The 22,081-nt window shown below is 44.9% G+C and carries 15 protein-coding genes; 14 read left to right on the forward strand and 1 reads right to left on the reverse strand.

The genetic code is table 11. The features are described from left to right. Positions 1 to 115: 115 nt before the first annotated feature. The 13 genes from HW45_RS30245 (at position 116) to tldD (ending at position 17,209) form a co-directional block, all read left to right on the forward strand. Positions 116 to 589, forward strand: coding sequence for a prepilin-type N-terminal cleavage/methylation domain-containing protein (locus HW45_RS30245; RefSeq protein ID WP_038229137.1), 474 nt, complete (start codon positions 116 to 118; stop codon positions 587 to 589). Next, positions 579 to 1,157, forward strand: a complete 579-nt coding sequence (locus HW45_RS19745; RefSeq protein ID WP_038229139.1) for a type IV pilus modification PilV family protein — start codon at positions 579 to 581, stop codon at positions 1,155 to 1,157. Before HW45_RS30245 ends, HW45_RS19745 begins: the two co-directional genes overlap by 11 nt. Then, the gene (locus tag HW45_RS19750; RefSeq protein WP_038229141.1) at positions 1,157 to 1,885 is read left to right on the forward strand and encodes a PulJ/GspJ family protein; all 729 of its coding nucleotides are present in this window, start codon (positions 1,157 to 1,159) and stop codon (positions 1,883 to 1,885) included. The genes HW45_RS19745 and HW45_RS19750 overlap by 1 nt, the downstream gene beginning before the upstream one ends. Further along, the gene (locus HW45_RS19755; protein WP_038229142.1) at positions 1,875 to 2,348 is read left to right on the forward strand and encodes a hypothetical protein; all 474 of its coding nucleotides are present in this window, start codon (positions 1,875 to 1,877) and stop codon (positions 2,346 to 2,348) included. The genes HW45_RS19750 and HW45_RS19755 overlap by 11 nt, the downstream gene beginning before the upstream one ends. Next, on the forward strand, positions 2,345 to 6,322 hold the full coding sequence (locus tag HW45_RS19760; RefSeq protein WP_038229143.1) for a DUF6701 domain-containing protein: 3,978 nt from the start codon (positions 2,345 to 2,347) through the stop codon (positions 6,320 to 6,322). The genes HW45_RS19755 and HW45_RS19760 overlap by 4 nt, the downstream gene beginning before the upstream one ends. 151 nt (positions 6,323 to 6,473) lie before the next feature. Then, positions 6,474 to 7,517, forward strand: coding sequence for a rod shape-determining protein (locus tag HW45_RS19765; RefSeq protein WP_038229144.1), 1,044 nt, complete (start codon positions 6,474 to 6,476; stop codon positions 7,515 to 7,517). Between the two features lie 61 nt (positions 7,518 to 7,578). Then, a complete protein-coding gene (gene mreC, locus HW45_RS19770; RefSeq protein ID WP_006071010.1) occupies positions 7,579 to 8,442 on the forward strand; it encodes a rod shape-determining protein MreC in 864 nt (287 codons plus the stop codon). 17 nt (positions 8,443 to 8,459) lie between these two features. Further along, the gene (gene mreD, locus HW45_RS19775; RefSeq protein ID WP_006071011.1) at positions 8,460 to 8,948 is read left to right on the forward strand and encodes a rod shape-determining protein MreD; all 489 of its coding nucleotides are present in this window, start codon (positions 8,460 to 8,462) and stop codon (positions 8,946 to 8,948) included. 4 nt (positions 8,949 to 8,952) lie between these two features. Then, complete coding sequence (locus tag HW45_RS19780; protein ID WP_038229648.1) at positions 8,953 to 9,522, forward strand: Maf family protein; 570 nt, start codon at positions 8,953 to 8,955, stop codon at positions 9,520 to 9,522. A gap of 18 nt (positions 9,523 to 9,540) precedes the next feature. Beyond that, entirely contained in the window at positions 9,541 to 11,010 is a 1,470-nt protein-coding gene (gene rng / locus HW45_RS19785; protein WP_006071014.1) for a ribonuclease G, read from the forward strand. Positions 11,011 to 11,020: 10 nt separating this feature from the next. After that, positions 11,021 to 14,914 (forward strand): YhdP family protein, encoded by a 3,894-nt coding sequence (locus HW45_RS19790; protein WP_038229145.1) that lies wholly within the window; start codon positions 11,021 to 11,023, stop codon positions 14,912 to 14,914. Between the two features lie 4 nt (positions 14,915 to 14,918). Continuing rightward, on the forward strand, positions 14,919 to 15,743 hold the full coding sequence (locus tag HW45_RS19795) for a carbon-nitrogen hydrolase family protein (protein ID WP_038229148.1): 825 nt from the start codon (positions 14,919 to 14,921) through the stop codon (positions 15,741 to 15,743). A gap of 26 nt (positions 15,744 to 15,769) precedes the next feature. After that, positions 15,770 to 17,209 carry a metalloprotease TldD gene (tldD, locus tag HW45_RS19800; RefSeq protein ID WP_038229150.1) on the forward strand — a complete coding sequence of 480 codons (1,440 nt, stop codon included), beginning with the start codon at positions 15,770 to 15,772 and terminating at the stop codon, positions 17,207 to 17,209. 64 nt (positions 17,210 to 17,273) lie between these two features. On the opposite strand, the gene HW45_RS19805 is transcribed toward tldD, so the two are convergent. Then, positions 17,274 to 18,650 carry a PhoH family protein gene (locus tag HW45_RS19805; RefSeq protein WP_038229151.1) on the reverse strand — a complete coding sequence of 459 codons (1,377 nt, stop codon included), beginning with the start codon at positions 18,648 to 18,650 and terminating at the stop codon, positions 17,274 to 17,276. A 491-nt stretch (positions 18,651 to 19,141) separates the two neighbouring features. Here HW45_RS19805 and rapA point away from each other — a divergent pair, with 491 nt between their 5' ends. Beyond that, positions 19,142 to 22,051, forward strand: coding sequence for an RNA polymerase-associated protein RapA (gene rapA / locus HW45_RS19810; RefSeq protein WP_038229153.1), 2,910 nt, complete (start codon positions 19,142 to 19,144; stop codon positions 22,049 to 22,051). The last annotated feature ends 30 nt before the right edge of the window (positions 22,052 to 22,081 follow it).

Raw genomic sequence — 22,081 nt, forward strand, 5'->3', positions numbered from 1 at the left:
GGCCTTTTTTGTGTTGTGATAGGTATTCTGATTTTTAACGATTTCTAATGATAGATAGATGAGTTAGTACTGTCCTTTTGTATATTATTTATCAATCATTTTGGCAGGTACTACTATGTTAATCCCACAACGTAAGTTATCCGGATTTACGCTAATCGAACTGATCGTAGTGATCGTTTTAGTTTCGATTGTGTCGGTAGTGGCTGCGAGTCGATTTTTAAACCGTTCTGGCTTTTCTGTGATTGCAGCACAAGAGCAAGCTATTGCGATTACTCAGCAAATACAGCTTGGGCGAATGCAATCCAATATCAGCGATATCGGTGAGCTCAATAGCCGCTATCAACTGGCGATTAAAGATGGTTGTTTTGGCTCTCGGTACAGTTGCACTCTTGTGAACCCTGAAGAGCAATCGGACTATTTAGCGTTGGATAACATTCAGGTCTCTGCTCCCACTAGCTTGCTGAATTTTGACTTACTTGGTCGTCCAGTATGTGAATCTTGTACTTACCCCATTACGATTCAATTCACTCAATTTAGTGAATCGGCATCCATTTGTATTAATTCAGAAGGTTTTGTCGATGCGTGCTAGAAAAATGAGTCAAGGAATGACGCTGATCGAAAGCGTACTTGCCATAGTGATCTTAGCCATCGCTTTGATTACATTGACGAGCTTCTTATTCCCTAGTGTGCAGAAAAGCGCATTACCGCACTACCAAGTTCGAGCCGCTTCATTAGGACAAGCGGTATTGAACCAGATATTAGCTGTGAGTTTTGATGAGCAGAGCGATCGTAACGGCAGTCTATGGCGTTGCGATGAACTTGATAAGCAATGCACATTACCCGCTTCATTAGGTCAGGACAAGAACGAGCAGCCCGCCTTCTATAATGATGTCGATGACTATATAGGCTGCTGGTACGGTGCCAACGCCCAGCAGCAGTGCCAGCAAGGCTTATCTATTACAAGACTTCTCGGTGGTGATGAGCAAGACGACTACCGCAATTTTGTCGTTAATATTTTGGTTAGCTACGACTACGATAACGCACTCAGTGGTCAAGTAACTCCGCATCAAACAAGCTCGTTCAAAAAGATCATTGTCCGCGTATCAGTGAGTAATTTCACCGAGTATGAGTTTGTTGCGTATAAGGGGAATTACTAATGTCATTCTCCGTTAAGCAATCAGGCGGTTTTACCTTACTAGAAATGATCATCACCATGGTTGTGGTTGGAATTCTGTTTTTAGGAATTGCTGGTTTTGTCGAGTTTGGTGCTCGCGGTTATGTGGATTCAGTAGCGCGCACTAAAATCCAGAACCAAGCGCAGTTTGTTATTGAGAAAATGTCCCGTGAGCTTAGACACGCCGTCCCCAACAGCATTCAAACCTCTTTGAACGGTCAATGTGTCTCGTTTTATCCAATAACCTTTTCCGGCTTTTATCATTTGGATGAGAAGCTAGGAAAAACTGAGTTTGTGGTGGGTAACATTCACCAATATCCCCATAAATTTGCCAATACCGAAAGGTTGATCATTAATCCGAGTCGACAGCAAGATCTTGAAGGTCGTCGAGCGACAAGTTTGGCAGGGGTCAGCTCTGTGGTCGAAGCACAATATTTTACGTTAAATCAATTACCAGAACAGAACTCGGTTGGGCAGCGTTTGTATATCTACAACTCAGCAAACAAGGTCGATTATTGCATCACCACGTCTGGTCAGATAGAGCGAAACGGTATTCGTGTTGCCACCAATATCGACCCAGTAAAAAGCAGTTTTACTCACCTTGAAGCATCACTACTTCGCTCAGCTTTAGTTCGTCTAAATCTAGTATTTAATCAAGCGGGTGAAGCGTCTAACTTCCAACATGATGTACAGGTGCTCAATGTTCCCTAGAAAACGTTCACAACAAGGGAGTGTCTACATCGTTGCCATTTTTGTTGTGGTGGTAATGGGTATGTTGGCAATGAATCTCAATAGAATTCAATGGTCAAGTAACGAGACGCTATCACGTGAGTTGATTGGTACCAAGGCTTGGTTTTTGGCGAACTCTGGTGTTGAGTGGGCGTTGACGCAGCTCTATCCGTTAAATAAATCGAGTCTGACAGAAGAGCTGGAAATCAGATGTAACCAGCTTCAACCATCGTCATCTGTAGCAATGTCTTATTTAATTTCTCAAGTGGATATTAACTGCCGTAGCCTTTCAGTTCAGTGTGAAACGGTTAATGGTGGCGACCTAGAACTGATTCCAAAACAGCTCAGCTATTTTAAAATTACCAGCACGGCAATATGTGGAGATGGACAAGGGTTTGATATTCAGCGTCAGCAAGAAGCTTGGGTAAAAGGATTCTCTGAATGAAGCAATTGATGGCTCTATTTATAAGCTTATTCGTGGTAGCAAATAGTTATGCAATAGAATATTGCGACTACTTTCCAGAGTCTATCCAAACTAACTTTCGACAAGATGGCTACCCAAACTATGTGTCTCAAATTGATTTTGCCGGTCATGATCAGAAATTAATATTTGACGTCGATGGCTTCAAAATACCATTCAAAAATCTCGCTAATAGTCCAGATCATAATGGCACTGCGGCTCATTGCTATTACCCAAACAATCCGACAAACAGCTGTGAAGTGAATCCAACGAGTCATGCTCCAACTCTACCAGTTACTTTAGCTGCGTTTCCGACCGAGCTTGAGTCGTCTCAATGTGGTGATAAGCATTGTTTATTGAGAGATGGTAGTAAAATACAAACTATTACAATGAGACAAGGAAAAACACTCACATTAGAAGGAGGAGAGGTTTGGATTGGTTCATTAACCTTAGAACATGCTGCGAAAATTAAAGTTAAATCACCGACGGTACTTCACTATAAGACCTTTTATGTTAGCGGGCACTCACATATCAACAAAGATGGAGCGATCAAAGATCTTATTCTAATAGGTCACGGTAGAGAAGCGGGAATCAATTTTACTAACCATAATAAGGTTTCAGCGGCACTGTATGTGGACGAGGAGAGTTTTCCTAAGGGGTTAACGGTAAGCGGTGAACACAACGATCTTAATATGAATATTACGGTCAATCATATGTCGGTCACAGGTAAGAAGAATACCTTTAATTTACCCAAGTTGTGCGATGACACACCACCCCCACCTGAGTTTAAGCTTGATCTTTGCCCCTATTTCAAAGAAGAAGTGCAGACTACCCTTTATGACACATCTGGATCGCCACAAGGGCTTCTGAATGTGAATAGCGAATATGACGATGATAGAGACGAATGGTTTGATGATTTTGATGTCAACGCTATCGTTTTACCGCGCAATGACACTGGCCTCGCGTTTTCTCGCTTTACCAATAACAGCACTTATGGCGGCTGCTTTTATACGTCTTCATCCATTGGTTTACGTGGCTTTGGTTGGCAAAACTGTCAAGTGGAGCCCACGAAGAGCTTTGAAAACTATCCACCGCAATTAGATGATTTTCCAAGTGGTGACTATTCGAACGATTTTAAGTGTAAAGACGGCAAAGTATGTCATTTGAAGTGGACTAATAATAAGATCAAGAAGTTAGAGGTTGAAGATGACAGTAAGCTCATCATTGACTCTGGTGAGTATTGGGTTAATGAGCATATACATCTGGAAGATGCAGAGATCCAACTGCTCAATGGGCCAGTTAAGATCAATTATCGAGGAATAAAAGCAAACGGAGACCTGTATCCGCCTCACTTCAAAGATGATTTAAAAATCAATACATTAGGAAATAGTGAAGATTTACTTTTTGTCGGGCATGGCGCGGGCAGTGACATTGAAATAGAGAGCGAAGACTCTGTTATCAAAGCCTATTTTTATGTCCCTCCTGAAGCAGCCAGTGTCGGAACGCGAGGTTTCTTAGTCAATGGTGAAGACAACTACATCTTTGGTGGGGTTGCCGCCCCAAATGTGACGCTTGGCGAGCGTGACTATGATGATCGGAAACGACATAAAGACAGAGATGAGAACGATATTGAAGGTGAAGGCAATGTGTTGTTTGCGCGTATTCCTGCGCAATGTAAAGCGCCACCAGTAGGTCAAGACTACTATTTGGAATTGGAGCCTTTAAAAGGCATCGCATTGAGTTGTGAAACCCAACGTGTCACGTTTAATGTGGTCGATAAGTTCGGTAAGCCTATTGAAGACTACACCAAAGGCGTCAGAATTACAGCGCCTGCCTCTGCCACAATGCAATTGATAGAAGGGGTTCGTATTAGCGAGGAGCTGTACAACCCAAGTGCTAACGGCCGGGTTATATTTGATGTGAGTAGTCAACACATCGAACAGCTCAGCGTGTCCGGTGAATTGGTGGAGAGTGCGAACAATACGCTTGTGACAGGTAACTACGAGTTTACGGCAAACAAGTTTGAATTTACGCCGCAAGCGTCTAGTTTGATTGCTGGAAAATCGGCAACGCTCGAAGTACGCCCTGTGACCTGTAATGTAACGCGTTCAGGTCTGTCCCAAGTTGTAGCAGCAAAAAACTATTCTGGGGTGCAAAACGTTGATATTGCAGCGACACGTTATCTAGAACCCAAATCTCCAACAGTACAGGCATCAGTTAAAGTCAAAGCTGCACAGAGTAATGATTTTGTGCCAATTCCAGTGACGAATCTCGCACTAGATTTTTCTCATGGCAGCAGTACCCCTGATGCTGGTCGCAGTGCTCTGATGGATATTCAGTACGATGAAGCTGGGCGAGTTTCTTTTGAGTTGTCTCAGACACGTTGTGTCAATGAGAGTGAGCAGAGCCCTTCAGACCAACAAGGGGCAGACGCCGCAAAACAATGCGTCACATATAAAGGAGTTCACGAGCTAAAAGTAAGGCCGTGGACGTTCGCGATCTGTGATGCATCAAACTACCAATTAGCATTAGATGGCACTTCATCTCAAGGCAGTGGCTATAAAGCCGCTGGGGAACGCTTTAACCTAGATGCCGTGCCAATTCGATGGCAGAAAAATGGTGCGACTCAAGGTCAAATTCCGATATTACCATCGTTTTGCCAGTCGCAATTTATCACCAAAAATTACTTCGATAATGATGCGCCTGTCTCCAGTGTTTTACTCACTGCTGCTGAGAACACGCCAGCAGTTAGACCTGTCGACGAAAGATTCCTTATTAAAATGGATGGTGAGGACGGGTCAACATTTGTTCGTAGTAATCGAGATAGTAATGGTGTGTTGCCATTTTACGCTCTCTATTGGGAAGATGTCGGGAGTCTTCTAATACAGACTCAAAGTCAATCGAACTATTTGGGGATGGTAATCAATCCGAGTAGCCGTAGTATCGGCCGCTTCTATCCTCATCATCTTGCTATGGTCTCCAATCAATGGGGCTATGAGTCAGGGCACTCTGGATTTGCATATATGGGCCAACCAATAAAACCAAGCTTTGTTGTGGAGGCGCGTAATCTAGAAAAATCACCTACCCCTAACTATGGTTATTTTACATCCAATTTGATGGTGACCTTAAACCATGTTGCTACCAATGAAAGTGGTGATAGTTACTTACCGAGAATAAGTGCGACGGCAACGAGTTGGGATAGTGAAGCTTGGAAGTGCGATTCTACTGACTTGTCATGCAGCACTTCACGAGCTCGACTTGAGGCTAGCTTTGGTGATTATGTTTTCTCTAAACGTTATCAACTGGATGGTGTTACCTCGATAAAAGAACTGCCTGTTAAAGGGCTCTTTGGGGTACAGTCTAATTTAGTTGACGGTGTAGATTTTGAAAGCCCTTCTTTAACCGTAAATGGTACCAACGCGAAAGCGTTCCCAAGACAACCCGAGTTTCGTTATGGCCGTATGGTGATAGATAACGTTGGTGGCGATTTGACAACGGACATCAATATCCCTTTGAGAACGGAATATTGGACTGAGACTGGGTTTGTGCTCAATAAAGAGGACAGTGGTTCCGCATTCAATGGTAAGCACTACTGCCGGCAGATCTTGTGGTCAGGTCAGTTAGAGACGGATGCAAAGCTGTTTAATAAAGAGGGCAATGCTATAACCACAGAAGATGCCACCATCAGCCAAGGCAACAGCAGCCAACTCTTTGCGAGCAACAATAGAATTCGTGAACAAGTTAATTTGTGGTTAAGGCTTGATCATAGTGCCCCAATTAAACTGAACCAAAATGATAGCGCTATTAAGTGCTTTGATAATAACGCGGGTCGTTCTTGGTTGAGATATAACTGGCGTGGTGTAGGTGATGAAGATCCACATGCCGTAGTGACCTTTGGATCACATCGAGGGAACGATAGAGTCATTTATCGCGGTGAGCCACACCTTATCGGACAATAAATCCTGTGAATTTTTTGCGTTAAGTAAGGAAACTGTAAGAAAATGCGGGTTTCACCCCATGTTTCTGCTTCAATGCCTTGCTGTGATGGCAAGGCATTGGTACATTTAGTGCAATTTTTGTCTTCTCATTCTTGCAGGACGAGCGAAGAATATGTTTAAAAAACTGCGTGGCATGTTTTCTAACGACCTATCGATTGATCTAGGTACTGCCAACACACTGATTTATGTAAAAGGACAGGGTATCGTCCTTGACGAGCCTTCTGTAGTAGCAATCCGCCAAGATCGTGCGGGTTCAGCCAAAAGCGTTGCGGCGGTAGGCCATGCAGCGAAGCAGATGCTAGGTCGAACGCCTGGTAATATTTCTGCGATTCGTCCAATGAAAGATGGCGTTATTGCTGACTTCTATGTGACCGAAAAAATGCTTCAGCACTTCATCAAACAAGTGCACGACAACAGCGTTCTTAAACCAAGCCCACGTGTTCTAGTTTGTGTCCCTTGCGGTTCAACACAAGTAGAGCGTCGTGCTATCCGTGAGTCTGCACTAGGTGCAGGCGCTCGTGAAGTGTATTTGATCGATGAACCTATGGCTGCTGCTATTGGTGCGGGTCTACGCGTCTCTGAGCCAACAGGTTCTATGGTTGTTGATATCGGTGGTGGTACAACAGAAGTAGCGGTTATCTCACTTAATGGTGTGGTTTACTCTTCTTCAGTACGTATCGGCGGTGACCGATTTGACGAAGCGGTTATCACCTATGTGCGCCGTAACTACGGCAGCTTGATTGGTGAAGCGACTGCTGAGAAGATCAAGCACGAAATTGGTTCTGCGTATCCAGGTGATACGGTTGAAGAGATTGAAGTACGTGGTCGTAACCTTGCAGAAGGTGTGCCTCGTAGCTTTAGCCTAAACTCAAATGAAATTCTAGAAGCGTTGCAAGAGCCATTAACTGGTATTGTATCGGCAGTGATGGTTGCGCTTGAGCAATGTCCGCCAGAGCTTGCTTCTGATATTTCTGAAAACGGTATGGTACTAACAGGTGGTGGTGCACTGCTACGCGATCTAGACCGATTGCTCACTGAAGAAACCGGTATCCCTGTTGTTATCGCTGAAGACCCATTAACATGTGTGGCTCGTGGTGGTGGTAAAGCTCTAGAAATGATCGACATGCACGGTGGCGATCTATTTACAGAAGAATAATGGTTTCACTCTAGTTTTGGTGTGGCACTGAAACTAGAGTCCACATCAGGATTATGAGTACATGAAACCAATATTTGGTCGAGGTCCTTCTTTACAACTTCGGTTATTTCTTGCTGTTACTTTATCAGCCGGCTTAATGCTGGCTGATAGTCGTTTAGATACATTCTCAAATTTCCGTTACTTATTGAACAGTGCAGTTGCACCAATTCAATATGCAGCGAACCTTCCTCGTACCATGTTTGATGGCGTCTATGAAAGGCTAAACACTCGACAAGGTCTAGCCGAGCAAAACGTAAACTTAAAACGCGAAGTGTTGCGCCTTAAAAGTGACTTAATTTTGCTTGATCAATACCGTGAAGAGAACCAGCGTTTTCGTGAGCTTTTAGGCTCATCTTTCGTCCGAGATGAAAAGAAGATGGTGACAGAGGTGATGGCTGTGGACACGTCGCCATATCGTCACCAAGTGGTGATTGATAAAGGTCGTATCGACGGTGTTTACGAAGGTCAGCCGGTTATTAATGAAAATGGTATCGTTGGTCAAGTGACCTTCGTTGGCGCTCACAACAGCCGTATTATGCTACTGACGGACTCTAACAGCGCAATACCAGTGCAAGTCATTCGTAACGATATTCGAGTTATTGCATCAGGCAATGGATCTATCGATGAGATTCAACTAGAGCACATTCCAACAAGTACTGACATTCAGAAAGATGACCTGTTGGTGACTTCTGGTCTTGGTGGAATCTATCCCGAAGGCTATCCAGTTGCTCATGTTAAATCGGTACAACGAGACAATCGACGAGAGTTTGCCAGCATTATTGCGGAGCCCGTGGTCGACTTTGATCGACTACGATACTTACTGTTGATTTGGCCGAGTAATGATAGACAGCAACAAGCGGTTGAAGATACGCTGAACGCGCAATAAAGGATTCTCATACTATTATGGCTAATAGTTCATTTCGCAGTCACTTAGTGATCAGTGTGTCACTGATAGTGGCGCTTGTATTGCAAACCATACCTTGGCCAGGCGTGCTAGACTTCGTAAGACCGTCATGGTTATTCTTGGTTCTAGGGTACTGGGTTTTAGCACTTCCGCATCGAGTAAATGTGGGTACCGCATTGATCGTTGGTCTGACTTGGGATCTACTGGTCGGTTCTACCTTGGGCATTCGCGGGATGATGATGTCGATTGTCATCTATATCGTGGCTCTTAATTTCTTGGTCCTTAGAAACATGGCACTTTGGCAGCAGGCTACGATCATGGCCTTGATATCTATGCTGCTAGAAGTGTTTATCTTTTTTGGTGAGTATTTGATCCAAGACGTCACTTTTAATCCGATGTCGCTGTGGAGTGGTCTGATTAACTGTATACTTTGGCCATGGATGTTTTTACTGTTACGTCGTGTAAGACGGCATTGGCATGTCAGGTAAATCAATGACTACAAAGATAGTATTGGCGTCAACTTCACCAAGACGCAGAGAGCTGTTAAGCCAGCTCGGATACCAATTCTCAGTGGTGAGTCCTGATATTGAAGAAGTGAAACAAGCCCAAGAAAGTGCTCAACAGTACGTTGAGCGCTTGTCGTTAGAGAAAGCGATGGCTGGGCTTGAACTGAGCGACTCGAGCTCTGTAGTTGTCGGTTCTGATACGGTCGTCGTTTTAAACGAACATGTACTAGAAAAACCCAATGATTTCGGACATGCCAAAGCTATGCTTCAAGGGATGTCAGGAGAAAAACATCAGGTGCTCACTGCTGTCAGTGTTGTATCTAAGAATAAGCAGTCATCGGTTGTGGTAACGACGGATGTATGGTTCAAAACACTTAGCGAAAAAGAAATCGAACAATACTGGTTAAGTGGAGAACCTCAAGATAAAGCTGGCAGTTATGGAATCCAAGGATTAGGGGGACGCTTCGTCACTCGAATCGAGGGCAGCTATTACGCTGTAGTTGGACTGCCACTGTATGAAACTGACCAGCTCTTGCAAGAATTTATAAATAATTAAAAATATTGAGGTGCGCTCATGAGTGCAGAGCTGTTAATAAACGTAACCCCTAGTGAAACAAGGGTTGCTATGATTGAAGGTGGGGTTCTCCAAGAAGTCCACATTGAGCGCGAAGCAAAGCGTGGAATCGTTGGCAACATCTATAAAGGTAAAGTGAGCCGAGTCTTACCAGGAATGCAGGCTGCTTTCGTGGATATCGGTCTCGAAAAAGCGGCATTTCTGCATGCTTCCGACATCGTACCGCATACTGAGTGTGTGGCTGAAAATGAAAAGAAGCAGTTTCAAGTCCGTGATATTTCTGAGTTAGTTCGTCAAGGTCAAGACATCATAGTGCAAGTGGTCAAAGATCCGCTTGGAACTAAAGGTGCTCGTTTAACCACGGATATCACCCTCCCATCTCGTTATCTCGTCTTTATGCCTGGCGCGAGCCATGTCGGTGTTTCTCAACGTATCGAGAGCGAAGAAGAGCGTAACCGTTTAAAGAATGTGGTTGCTGACTACTGCGATGAAAACGGTGGCTTTATTATTCGTACCGCAGCAGAAGGTGCGAATGAAAAAGAACTGGCGCAAGATGCTGCATTCCTTAAGCGTTTATGGACCAAAATCAATGAACGTCGTACTAAATATAAAACGCGTTCAACGTTATACGGTGAATTGGGTTTAGCGCATCGTATCCTTCGTGATTTCGTTGGGACGGAAATTACTCGTGTTCAAGTGGATTCAAGACTGATTTTTGAGAGCTTAAAAGAGTTTACTAGCGAGTTTGTACCTGAACTGGAGAGTTTGCTTGAACTTTATGAAGGCGATAAGCCCATTTTCGATATGTACGATACCGAGAATGAGATTCAACGTTCACTTGAACGTAAAGTCGACTTAAAGTCTGGCGGTTACCTGATTATTGATCAAACAGAAGCGATGACAACGGTCGATATCAACACCGGTGCATTCGTGGGTCGTCGCAACTTAGAAGAGACTATCTTCAACACCAATGTCGAAGCAACTCAAGCCATTGCTCGACAGCTTAGACTGCGTAACTTAGGCGGTATCATCATCATCGATTTTATCGATATGGGTCTTGAAGAGCATCGTCAACGTGTGTTGAACTCTTTAGAAGGGGCACTTTCTAAAGATCGAGTGAAGACGAATATCAATGGATTTACCCAGTTAGGGTTGGTTGAGATGACACGAAAAAGAACTAGAGAAAGTATTGAACATGTTCTTTGTAGTGGTTGTCCAACTTGTGAAGGCCGAGGTTCAGTGAAAACCGTCGAAACAGTTTGCTATGAGATTTTACGCGAGATCACGCGTGTTAATCGAGCTTACGATGCCGACAAATTCGTGGCTTATGCGTCTCCTGCTGTTGCTGAAGCGCTTGAAGGCGATGAATCTCATGCATTGGCTGAACTGGAAGTCTTTATAGGTAAACAGGTTCGAATTCAAGCTGAGCCTTTATATATTCAAGAACAATTTGATGTTGTTATGATGTAATGAGTAATTTGTGAGTTCTCGCGTTAATCGGATTGTCCGTTTTTTTCTCTGGTTACTATTGACCGTATTGGTATTACTTGCCTCTGCGGTCACAGTATTGCGTGTGGGTTTGCCACAGCTAAATAAAATTCAACCAGAAATTGTGACTTGGGTAAACCAAGGAACAGGTCTCAATATTTCTTTGAAAGATGTGCGCGGTTTCTGGCGTAACACTCACCCTTCTATTTCTCTTCAAGGTGTTGTTGTTGGTCTTCCTGAAAGTCCTGAAACCAAATTCGAAGTCGGGAACTTAGAGCTCGAATTTGACTTGATTCAAACCATTATTCAAAGACAGCCTGTCTTAGCGGATATGGTCATTAATGACATGATGCTGGACATTCGTTCGGTCGATTTACTCAAAGCGACTGAGCCAAAAACGGTTCAACAGCCCAAGCAACCCGCTGCGAGTGGCGAGCAGTTGGTCAACCGCCTAGATAACTTGTTATTAAGGCAGTTAGATCGCTTTGCTGTCGCTAATTCAACAGTGTTGTATCAATCTATATCTGGTGAGGAACGTCAGTTAGATATAGAGAATTTGCAATGGCGGAATCAAAAGGCACGCCATTTAGCACAGGGCACCATCTCCATTGCCGATGCAAACTTAAACTCGCTAGAAGTTAGAGCGGACTTTATTGATAAAGGTTCGCTGTCGAATGTCTCTGGCGACTTTTACGTAGCCGTGGACCAAATGTCACTGTCCCCGTGGCTGTCTGAAACTCAAAAGCAGCAAACTGGCATTAAAGATGGTGAAGTAAGCTTACGCAGCTGGATTACATTGGATAACAGCACTGCAAAAGAAGCTTATCTTGAAGTGTTACCATCTGAGCTTAGTTGGTCTAAAGATGGCAAAGACCACGATCTATTCGTCGAGTCTGCGGTTATGCATTTATTGCCATCAGATGCTGGTTGGCAGCTAAATGTTCATGAAGTTCAAGCCAGAACTAATGATGTTCCGTGGCCTGAACTGGATATTGCAGCAGAATGGAATCGCCAACAGCAATGGCAAGTGAATATTTCTCAGCTCGATGTGAATGCGTTAAAGCCATTGGCATCACTAAGTTCTGACCCGAGTGTGGAAGAGTGGTTAACTAAACTTAACCCGGGTGGGCAGATTGAAGATATTCGACTATCCCAAACTAATGGTACTGACTCCCTGAAATATTCGGCACACCTTGAGAATATGTCGATGTCGCAATGGGAACTTTTGCCAGGCTTCTCTCATGTCTCAGGATCGGTGCGCGGTAACATGAAGCAAGCTCATGCCCGCGTTAACGTTATTGATGATCGTTTCCCTTATGGTGATGTGTTTCAAGCTCCACTGAATATTAAGCAAGGTTTGGTTGATATTCATTGGCAAAATAACGGCGAGCAAGGTTGGTCGTTATGGTCTGATAAAGTGACGGCTGCGACGCCAGACTTGCAAGTGCTTGGTGCTTTTAGACTTGATTTCCCTAAGAATGACAGCCCATTCTTGTCATTCTATGCCGAAGCGGATCTTTACAATGCAGGTGAGGTTTGGCGTTATCTGCCAACTTTAGCTATGGGGCAAAGTCTTACAGACTACTTATCGGCAGCGATCCAAGCGGGTCGAGTCAATACATCTAAGCTGTTGTGGTATGGCAAACTGTCAGACTTCCCATATCGAGAACATAACGGCATGTTCCAAGCTTGGGTGGGACTTCGCGATGCTAAATTTAGTTTTGATACCAATTGGCCACCACTGACTGATTTACAACTCGATTTGTTGTTCCAGAATGAGACCATGTATTTGGACTCTCGCTCTGCGACACTGATGAATGTTAAAGGCCAGCGAATCACGGGTCGAATTCCAGTACTCAGTGGTGATGGGCACCTTGAAATAGAAGCGAAGGCAACAGGTCAAGGTAGTGCCGTCAGGGATTATATGACCGCTTCGCCGCTGGTGGACTCGGTTGGTGCTGCGTTAACTGCGGTTCAAGTTAGTGGTGATGTGAATGCCGACTTCCAGTTGTATATTCCGTTTTCTGGCGACGATACGCCGTCCAGAGCTTGGGGTTATGCGGAGCTAAAAGACAATCACGTCGAAATCGATGCTCCCCCAATGACGCTGGAAAAAGTGTCCGGTAGAGTAGAGTTTGACAATGATGTGGTGAAAGCGACAGGACTGTCTGCAAACTTGCTGAACCAGCCGATTTTCCTTGATTTTCAAGGGCAGAATGCTGGCAAAGGTTATTCGGTTGGAATTGATGCGGTTGGAGATTGGAAAACCGCACCACTAGAGCCTTATGTTGGTGATAAGGTGGTCAGCCGACTGGCAGGGCACTCGCCTTGGAACCTAGACGTGGATATTCAACTCAACGATGTCGGTTTTACTTATCAGCTTGACCTGAATGCTAACCTTGCAACCATTGCGAGTGAATATCCTTATCCACTCAAAAAAGCGTTTGGTGAATCAGGTAAAGCAAGACTTCAAGCTTCCGGAAACCAACAAGCTATAACCGCTAGATTGCAGTTACCCTCCGTTAAATATCAAACCGAGATTGATATCACAGGAGAAGTTCCGGTTCTTAAGGCGACTAACTTGGTGTTGGGGAAAGGTGGGTTCAAAATCAGCCCTATAGTTGGCCATCATTTCCAAGTACGGTCCGATAAGTTCAATGTCGACCAATGGAGCGAGTTGTTTAAAGAGCCGCCGAGTGAAAAGAAAGCACTACTAGATGAGCTGAATAAACCGGAGCTTCCATTACCTAAACGGGTAAACGTGGAAGCGAAAGAACTGATGCTAGGTGGTATTGAGTGGCACGATGTGAACTTCAATGCCAGATACAAAAAAGGTGGCTGGCAGTTCGATCTTGATAGCCAGGAGGCAAAAGGGCAGGCGAGTTACAGCGACAACAACGAGTTGTATGTTGCGTTGAAGCGTCTGCATATCTACGTGCCAGAATTTGATAAGAAGGCGCAAGATGATGAGTCGCTTATCACTCAGGAAAATCTTGAAGCGCCATTGGTGACTGAGTTTGATAAAACTTTCTTTGATATCATGCCGGATACTCAACTGACGATTGATAACTTCTGGTTCCAAGGTTACAAAGTCGGCAAAGTGGATATGGATGTTGAACGACAAGGTAATAAGCTCGTTTGGAAAAAACTGGACTTATCGAGCGGGACAAACAAAGTACATATTGACGGTAACTGGATGGTCGCTGGCCAGCAAAATAAATCACAGGTCAACGTAGCGGTCAGTGGTGAGAATAACAGTGATCTTATGGAACGATTTGGTATTACCTCGGGTATCCAACGTGCACCATTTGATCTCGACTCAAAGTTAACGTGGGATGGCGCACCATGGTCAATGCGAGTAAATACCGTCAGTGGTGAAATCAGTACTAAGCTAGGTAAAGGTATCATCTCTGATGTGAGCGGTGCCGCGCGCTTGCTTGGTCTGTTTAGCTTGGATTCCATTATTCGTAAGATGCAGCTCGATTTTACTGATGTATTTGATAAAGGGATGGCGTTTAACTCAATTACGGGTAGCGGCAAAATCAGAGATGGCGTGTTTGTAACCAATGACATTAAGATGGATGCGGTTGCTGGTGAAATGACGATCAAAGGATTGGCTGATCTCTCGACTCAAACCGTCGACGCTGAAGTAAACTTTACGCCTGACATGACTTCAGGGATCCCTATCATTACGGCTTTTGCGGTGACGCCTCAGACAGCATTAGTTGTGCTTGCAGTGACGACAGTGATATCACCAGTGGTTGAGGTCGTGACACAAGTTAACTACTCAGTTAAAGGTCCACTGGATTCACCAACGGTAAGTGAGATTTCGAGGAGTCAGGGAGAGTATAAGTTACCTGAAAACCTCAAGAAGGAGATTAAGTAACACCATGAGCAAGGAACGCTTTGGCATCATACAAATGACATCAGGACCTGAACCAGAAGAGAACTTCAAGTTCATTGAACATAAGGTTGAGTTTCTTTCTGCTAAGGGGATGAAGTGGATTCTTACCCCAGAAAACTCACTGGTTTTTGGTTCCCGTGACGATTATCACCGTCACGCGGAATTTTTAGGTAAAGGCCAGTATCAAGACAAGTTATCTGATTTAGCAAGACGCCATCAGGTTCACCTTATTATTGGCAGCTTTCCTATTCGGGTTTCTGAAACGGAAGTGACGACAACAACGCTGGTCTTTGACGTAAATGGGCAGCGTATGAACCATTATGATAAGCTGCATATGTTTGATGTAGACGTCAATGATGGTCACAAAAATTACCGTGAATCGGAAACGTTTAAAGCGGGTACAAGTATTGCGATGGTACCGACTGATTTTGGTGCGGTGGGTTTAACTATCTGCTACGACCTGCGTTTTCCACATCTATTCAGTGCATTGAGGGCTCAAGGGGCGAACGTAATTGTTGTGCCTGCGGCATTTACGGCGGTGACTGGAAAGGCACATTGGGAAGTCCTGTTGCGTGCTAGAGCGATTGAAAACCAATGTTGGATAGTCGCAGCGAATCAATGTGGTACTCACCCGTGCGGAAGAGAAACCTGGGGACACTCTATGGTGATATCGCCTTGGGGGGAGGTTCAAGGACAGCTTGAGCAGCAAACAGGTACAATAACCGCCGAACTGAATTTTGATGTTGTTGAAGAAGTGAGACAGAGTATGCCTGTCGCTAAACACATTCGATTTGAACAGCACTTACACTAATTATATTTACTATAAAGAGTAATCATATGGAACGCATAGAAGACGCGCTATTAGGGCCTACAGGTCTGTCTGAGCAAGATATTGAAGCTACGCTTGCGAGCATTGCAACTCGCCAGATTGACTATGCGGATATCTATTTTCAATCCAGCTGGCACGAATCTCTAGTGCTAGAAGACAGCATCATCAAGGACGGTTCATTTAATATCGACCGCGGTGTTGGTGTTAGAGCGGTTGCTGGCGAAAAAACGGGTTTTGCATACTCAGACCAAATCACATTGGATGGTCTGAAGCAAAGTGCAGTAGCGGCAAGAGGCATTGCACAGCAAGGTCAAAGCGCGCAAGTTAACGCGCTTACTCGTCGCGATAATCAAGCTTACTATGCAGCGGTTAACCCATTAGATAGTTGGGAAAAACAACAAAAAACTGAACTGCTAAAGCAGCTTGATGCCTACATTCGTACTAAAGAGCCTTTAGTTAAAGAAGTCTCTGTCAGCTTAAGTGGCGTCTATGAGCAAATGCTAGTGGCAGCGACCGACGGCACATTTGCTGGAGATGTACGTCCATTGGTACGTTTATCTATCAGTGTATTAGCACAGAAAGGCGACCGTCGTGAGCGTGGTAGTGCTGGTGGTGGTGGCCGCTACGGTTACGATTTCTTCCTCTCAACAGAGGAAGGTCAACAAGTCGCTTACAACTATGCCGATGAAGCCATTCGCCAAGCGCTAGTCAATCTGGAAGCAATTGACGCACCTGCTGGTACTATGCCAGTTGTACTAGGTTCTGGTTGGCCTGGAGTACTGTTACACGAAGCCGTAGGTCATGGCCTAGAGGGTGATTTTAACCGTAAAGAGTCATCAGTATTCTCTGGCAAGGTAGGTCAGCAAGTCACATCAAACCTGTGTACGATTGTTGATGATGGAACACTGCAAGACCTTCGTGGTTCGCTTAACGTGGACGATGAGGGTGTTCATGGGCAGTACAATACGTTGATTGAAAATGGCACTCTGAAAGGTTACATGCAAGACAAGCTTAATGCGCGTCTAATGGGAGTAAACCCTACAGGTAACGCCCGTCGTGAATCCTATGCCCACTTACCTATGCCTCGTATGACCAACACTTATATGTTGCCGGGTGAGCATTCTCCAGAAGAAATTATCTCTACTGTGAAGAAAGGTCTTTATGCACCAAACTTTGGTGGTGGTCAGGTTGATATTACCTCTGGCAAGTTTGTGTTCTCAGCATCAGAAGCGTATCTCATCGAAGACGGTAAGATTACTGCGCCAGTGAAAGGTGCGACGCTAATTGGCTCTGGTATCGAAGCGATGCAGCAAGTCTCTATGGTGGGCAATGACCTGAGTATCGACCGCGGTGTTGGCGTCTGTGGTAAGGCTGGGCAAAGTGTGCCAGTTGGTGTTGGTCAGCCAAGCTTGAAGTTAGATGCACTAACTGTCGGTGGTACTGACTAAGTTTACAAGTATAAAGCAAAAACTACCGTCATCCCCTTTTTCAAGGGGATGACGTCGCAGCCACTTACAAATTTTCCTCTGCAAATTCGGCCAATCTACTTCTTACCACACCATTTAAGTGAATGTTGGCACTGCCTCCGAAGTTCTTAAAGCGCTCAACCATATACGTTAACCCTGATGTTACTGGCGTTAAGTACGGGGAATCAATTTGTGCTAAGTTACCCGAGCAGACAATCTTAGTCCCCTCACCACAGCGAGTAATGATGGTTTTAATCTGAGAGGCTGTTAAGTTCTGGCACTCATCGAGTAAAACAAACGCATTTTGGATTGAACGTCCGCGCATGAAGTTAATAGATTTGAACTGAATGTTCGCTTTATCACAGATGTATTTCAGTGAGCCCTCAGTGCAGTGATCGTTCTTGTGTAGCGCTTCGAGTGTATCGGTAATGGCAGCCAACCAAGGCATCATTTTTTCTTCCTCAGTACCCGGAAGAAAACCGATGGACTCGCCAATATCTGGTGTATTTCGGGTGACGATAATCTTATCGAACATACCTCTCTCTATCGTCATCTCCAGTGCTGCAGCCATAGCGAGTAGTGTTTTACCACTACCTGCGGCACCTGTGAGAATCACTAAATCGATATCAGGGTCGAGTAAAGCATCCATGGCCATGCCTTGGTAGATATTCTTAGGGCGAATGTCCCATGCTTGTCGACACAATAGGCGTTCTTGGCTGAGATCTCGAATTGTCACTTTATCACTATCAATGTCAGCCACTCGTCCCGCAAAATCACTACTATCATCGATCAAGTATTGATTGATAAACGTTGGGTCAATCGCGGCTCTGTCAAAAGTGTGATACGTCTTGTTGGCGAGAGTTTTGGTTTCTACCTCGTCAATATGTTCCCAAAACGCCCCTTCAGATTTTTGAAAACCTTTTGTGAGGTACTGCACATCATCGATTAGCTGATCAGTACGATAGTCTTCAACAAAGCGAACGCCAGCTCCTTTAGCTCTTAAACGCATGTTGATGTCTTTAGTGACCAAAACGACTTCTCGAGGAGAGCGTTTATTTTGCAAGTAGAGCACCGCATTGAGAATTCGGTTGTCGCCTTCCTTGTCGGCGAAGGCTTTGACTGTTTCTTGCAGCACATAGTCTGCCAATATTGAAATGGTTCCTGTTGCTTCCATTTGGTGAGAGAAGGGAATCCCTTCAGAAATTTCATCAGGCGTCGCTTCTTTAAAGATATCTTCAAGAGCTCTAATTGCGACGCGTGCATCACGAGCAACATCGCGTTTGCTGTCCTTAATGCGATCGAGTTCTTCAAGTACGGTCATGGGTATGACGACGTCGTGTTCTTTGAACGAAAAAATGGCGTGGGGTTCGTGGAGAAGGATGTTGGTGTCGAGAACGAAAAATTTACGGTCGGTATCGCCCATAGAGTCTCCTTGCCGCAACTGGCGCTTGTCCTTTGCGGTTAACTCGGATTGGGAACGAGTCAGACTGGGGTCAATGCTGGCTCGGATTTCCTATCTTAGTGAGTCAACCTTGCTATGTTCAATCGATGATTAGTCTGATTGAACCTGATACCCTTGTATCCAATTAAAACATGGTTCTTTGGTAACATGTTATTAACGTTTACAATTTGAGTATAAGTGAAAAAACTCACTTTGGTCTTTACATTTGCCACTATTTTTTTGCAGTTTGATGTCAGCCACGACAATACAAAAAAAACTTAGGATTTCCTTGTAATTGGCGTGACCTGCATCACGCCTTCAAGTAAGATTAGCGACCTTTCACCCTAGGGTGAAAATGAGCAATATTTGCTCTATCACCTACTATTATTTGGGCGGGGTTTTGAGCTTAGTTTTCGACTGAGTTACCGTTTGAATGACCAAAAGATATCGATACGAGTTGAGGTAGTCTCTCTATGACATTTGCTTTAGGGCAGCGCTGGATTAGCGATACGGAAAGTGATTTAGGTTTAGGTACGGTCGTCGCATTGGATGCGAGAACAGTGTCTCTTATGTTTGCAGCATCAGAAGAAAACCGTGTGTACGCACGCAGTGATGCGCCAGTCACCCGAGTTATCTTTAATGTTGGCGATGTCATAGATAGCCAAGAAGGTTGGACGCTTCTAGTTGAAGAAGTGCTCGAAGACCAAGGCGTATTAACGTATGTCGGCACACGTCAAGATACAGAAGAGCAGGGCGTTGCATTACGCGAGATCTTCTTGAGCCATCAAATTCGTTTTAACAAGCCGCAAGACAAATTGTTTGCAGGTCAAATTGACCGAATGGATAACTTTGTACTGCGCTATCGTGCACTAAGCAATCAATACGAACAACACAAAAGTCCAATGCGCGGTCTTTGTGGCATGCGTGCAGGCTTGATTCCTCATCAGCTCTTTATTGCTCATGAAGTGGGTCGTCGTTATGCGCCACGTGTATTGCTGGCTGATGAAGTTGGTCTCGGTAAAACCATTGAAGCAGGTATGATCATTCACCAGCAAGTGCTGTCCGGCCGTGCTCAACGTGTTTTGATTGTGGTGCCAGAGACACTACAGCATCAATGGTTGGTGGAGATGATGCGTCGTTTCAATCTGCATTTCTCTATTTTTGATGAAGAACGCTGCATTGAGGCATACGCAGAGGCGGATAACCCATTTGATACTCAACAGTTTGTCCTATGCTCTTTGGACTTTTTACGTAAGAGTCGTAAACGCTTTGAACAAGCATTGGAAGGCGAATGGGATCTGCTGGTCGTAGATGAAGCGCACCACCTTGAGTGGAGTCAAGACAACCCAAGTCGTCAGTACCAAGTCATTGAAGCGTTGGCCGAGAAGACACCGGGTGTCCTTTTGCTAACAGCAACACCAGAGCAGTTGGGACGCGAAAGCCACTTTGCAAGATTGCGCCTTCTCGATTCAGACCGTTTCTTTGATTATGAATCTTTCGTTAAAGAAGAAGAGCAATATGCGCCAGTTGCCGATGCAGTAACAGCTCTGTTCTCGGGAGAGGCGCTGAGCAATGAGGCGAAGAACCAAATTACTGAGCTATTGTCTGAGCAAGATGTTGAGCCATTGTTCAACGTTCTAGAAAGCAATGCCGGTGATGAAGAAAAAGCCACAGCACGTCAAGAGCTTATCGACAACCTAATGGATCGCCACGGTACTGGACGAGTGCTGTTCCGAAATACGCGTGCCGCGATTAAAGGCTTTCCAAAGCGTAACGTAAACCTTGTGCCGATGCCGATTCCACAGCAATACACCACCTCTATGCGTGTATCAGGCATGATTGGTGGCAAGATGGCACCAGAAGCACGCGCGATGAAAATGCTTTACCCTGAAGAGATTTTCCAAGAGTTTGAAGGCGAAGACTCTAGCTGGTGGCAGTTTGATTCTCGTGTTAACTGGCTGATTGAAAAGATCACAGCAAAGCGCAGTGAGAAAGTGTTGGTGATTGCGTCACGTGCAAGTACCGCTCTTCAGCTTGAACAAGCGTTGCGTGAACGTGAAGGTATCCGTGCAACTGTGTTCCATGAAGGTATGTCGATTCTTGAGCGTGATAAAGCGGCAGCTTACTTCGCGCAAGAAGAAGGTGGTGCTCAGGTCTTGATCTGTAGTGAAATCGGTTCTGAAGGTCGTAACTTCCAGTTTGCGAACCAACTGGTAATGTTTGATTTACCATTCAATCCAGACTTGCTAGAACAGCGTATTGGCCGTTTGGATCGTATTGGTCAGAAGCGTGATATTGACGTACATGTTCCTTATTTAGAGAACACCTCTCAAGCAATACTAGCACGTTGGTTTGATGAAGGACTCAATGCATTTGCTGAGACGTGTCCAACGGGACGTATGGTGTATGACCGCTATGAAGAGAGCATTATCAACATGCTTGCGAGTGGCGATACGACCGAGCTGGATGAGGTGATTGAAGGCTCAAGACATTACAACCAAGAGCTTAAGCATGAACTTGAGCAAGGCCGTGACCGTTTACTTGAGATGCATTCTAATGGTGGTGAAGCAGCGCAAGAGATTGTCGAAAAGATTGCAGCGACCGATGGCGATACTAACTTAGTCACATTCGCACTGAGTTTGTTTGACACCATTGGTTTAAACCAAGATGACAAAGGTGAAAACGCTCTGGTGGTGACGCCTTCTGAGCATATGATGGTACCGAGCTATCCAGGCCTACCGTATGAAGGAGCAACCATTACGTTTGACCGTGATACGGCGCTTTCTCGTGAAGATATGAACTTTATTAGTTGGGAACATCCAATGATTCAGGGCGGTATCGATCTCGTGATGAGTGAAGGCGTAGGGACGTGCGCCGTTTCGCTGCTGAAAAACAAAGCACTGCCAGTCGGTACTATCTTATTGGAGTTGGTGTATGTTGTGGATGCGCAAGCACCAAAACAGAGTGGTATTAGCCGCTTCTTACCACCAACACCGATTCGCTTGATGATGGATGCTCGCGGTAATGATCTCTCTTCACAAGTAGAGTTTGAAGGCTTCAACCGTCAACTTAGCCCAGTTAATCGCCATTTGGGAAGTAAATTGGTAACGTCTGTTCAAGCCGATGTTCATCGATTGATAGAATCGGGTAATGAGGCGGTCGAAGAGAAAGTCGTGGCGGTTCGCGAGCAAGCACATAAAGCAATGTATGCGAGCTTGAATGGTGAACTAGAACGCTTACAGGCGCTAAAAGCGGTAAACCCAAATATTCGTGACGAGGAAATCGAAGCGATTGAAGCTCAAATCAAAGAGCTTGATGGCTATATCGCGAAAGCTCAAGTCCAACTGGATTCACTACGTCTGATCGTTGTCAGCCACAATTAATAACACAAAATAGGGCGCAGATATCTGCGT

It is taken from the genome of Vibrio sp. ER1A, from assembly GCF_000733315.1.
Lineage (GTDB): Bacteria > Pseudomonadota > Gammaproteobacteria > Enterobacterales > Vibrionaceae > Vibrio > Vibrio mediterranei.

Excerpts from the sequence above, each read along its gene's own strand:
- HW45_RS19755 (WP_038229142.1), top strand. The coding sequence starts at position 1,875 with ATGTTCCCTAGAAAACGTTCACAACAAGGGAGTGTCTACATCGTTGCC.
- HW45_RS19750 (WP_038229141.1), top strand. The coding sequence starts at position 1,157 with ATGTCATTCTCCGTTAAGCAATCAGGCGGTTTTACCTTACTAGAAATG.
- HW45_RS19780 (WP_038229648.1), top strand. The coding sequence starts at position 8,953 with ATGACTACAAAGATAGTATTGGCGTCAACTTCACCAAGACGCAGAGAG.
- rapA (WP_038229153.1), top strand. The coding sequence starts at position 19,142 with ATGACATTTGCTTTAGGGCAGCGCTGGATTAGCGATACGGAAAGTGAT.
- rng (WP_006071014.1), top strand. The coding sequence starts at position 9,541 with ATGAGTGCAGAGCTGTTAATAAACGTAACCCCTAGTGAAACAAGGGTT.
- HW45_RS19745 (WP_038229139.1), top strand. The coding sequence starts at position 579 with ATGCGTGCTAGAAAAATGAGTCAAGGAATGACGCTGATCGAAAGCGTA.
- mreC (WP_006071010.1), top strand. The coding sequence starts at position 7,579 with ATGAAACCAATATTTGGTCGAGGTCCTTCTTTACAACTTCGGTTATTT.
- tldD (WP_038229150.1), top strand. The coding sequence starts at position 15,770 with ATGGAACGCATAGAAGACGCGCTATTAGGGCCTACAGGTCTGTCTGAG.
- mreD (WP_006071011.1), top strand. The coding sequence starts at position 8,460 with ATGGCTAATAGTTCATTTCGCAGTCACTTAGTGATCAGTGTGTCACTG.
- HW45_RS30245 (WP_038229137.1), top strand. The coding sequence starts at position 116 with ATGTTAATCCCACAACGTAAGTTATCCGGATTTACGCTAATCGAACTG.
- HW45_RS19760 (WP_038229143.1), top strand. The coding sequence starts at position 2,345 with ATGAAGCAATTGATGGCTCTATTTATAAGCTTATTCGTGGTAGCAAAT.
- HW45_RS19795 (WP_038229148.1), top strand. The coding sequence starts at position 14,919 with ATGAGCAAGGAACGCTTTGGCATCATACAAATGACATCAGGACCTGAA.
- HW45_RS19765 (WP_038229144.1), top strand. The coding sequence starts at position 6,474 with ATGTTTAAAAAACTGCGTGGCATGTTTTCTAACGACCTATCGATTGAT.
- HW45_RS19805 (WP_038229151.1), bottom strand. The coding sequence starts at position 18,650 with ATGGGCGATACCGACCGTAAATTTTTCGTTCTCGACACCAACATCCTT.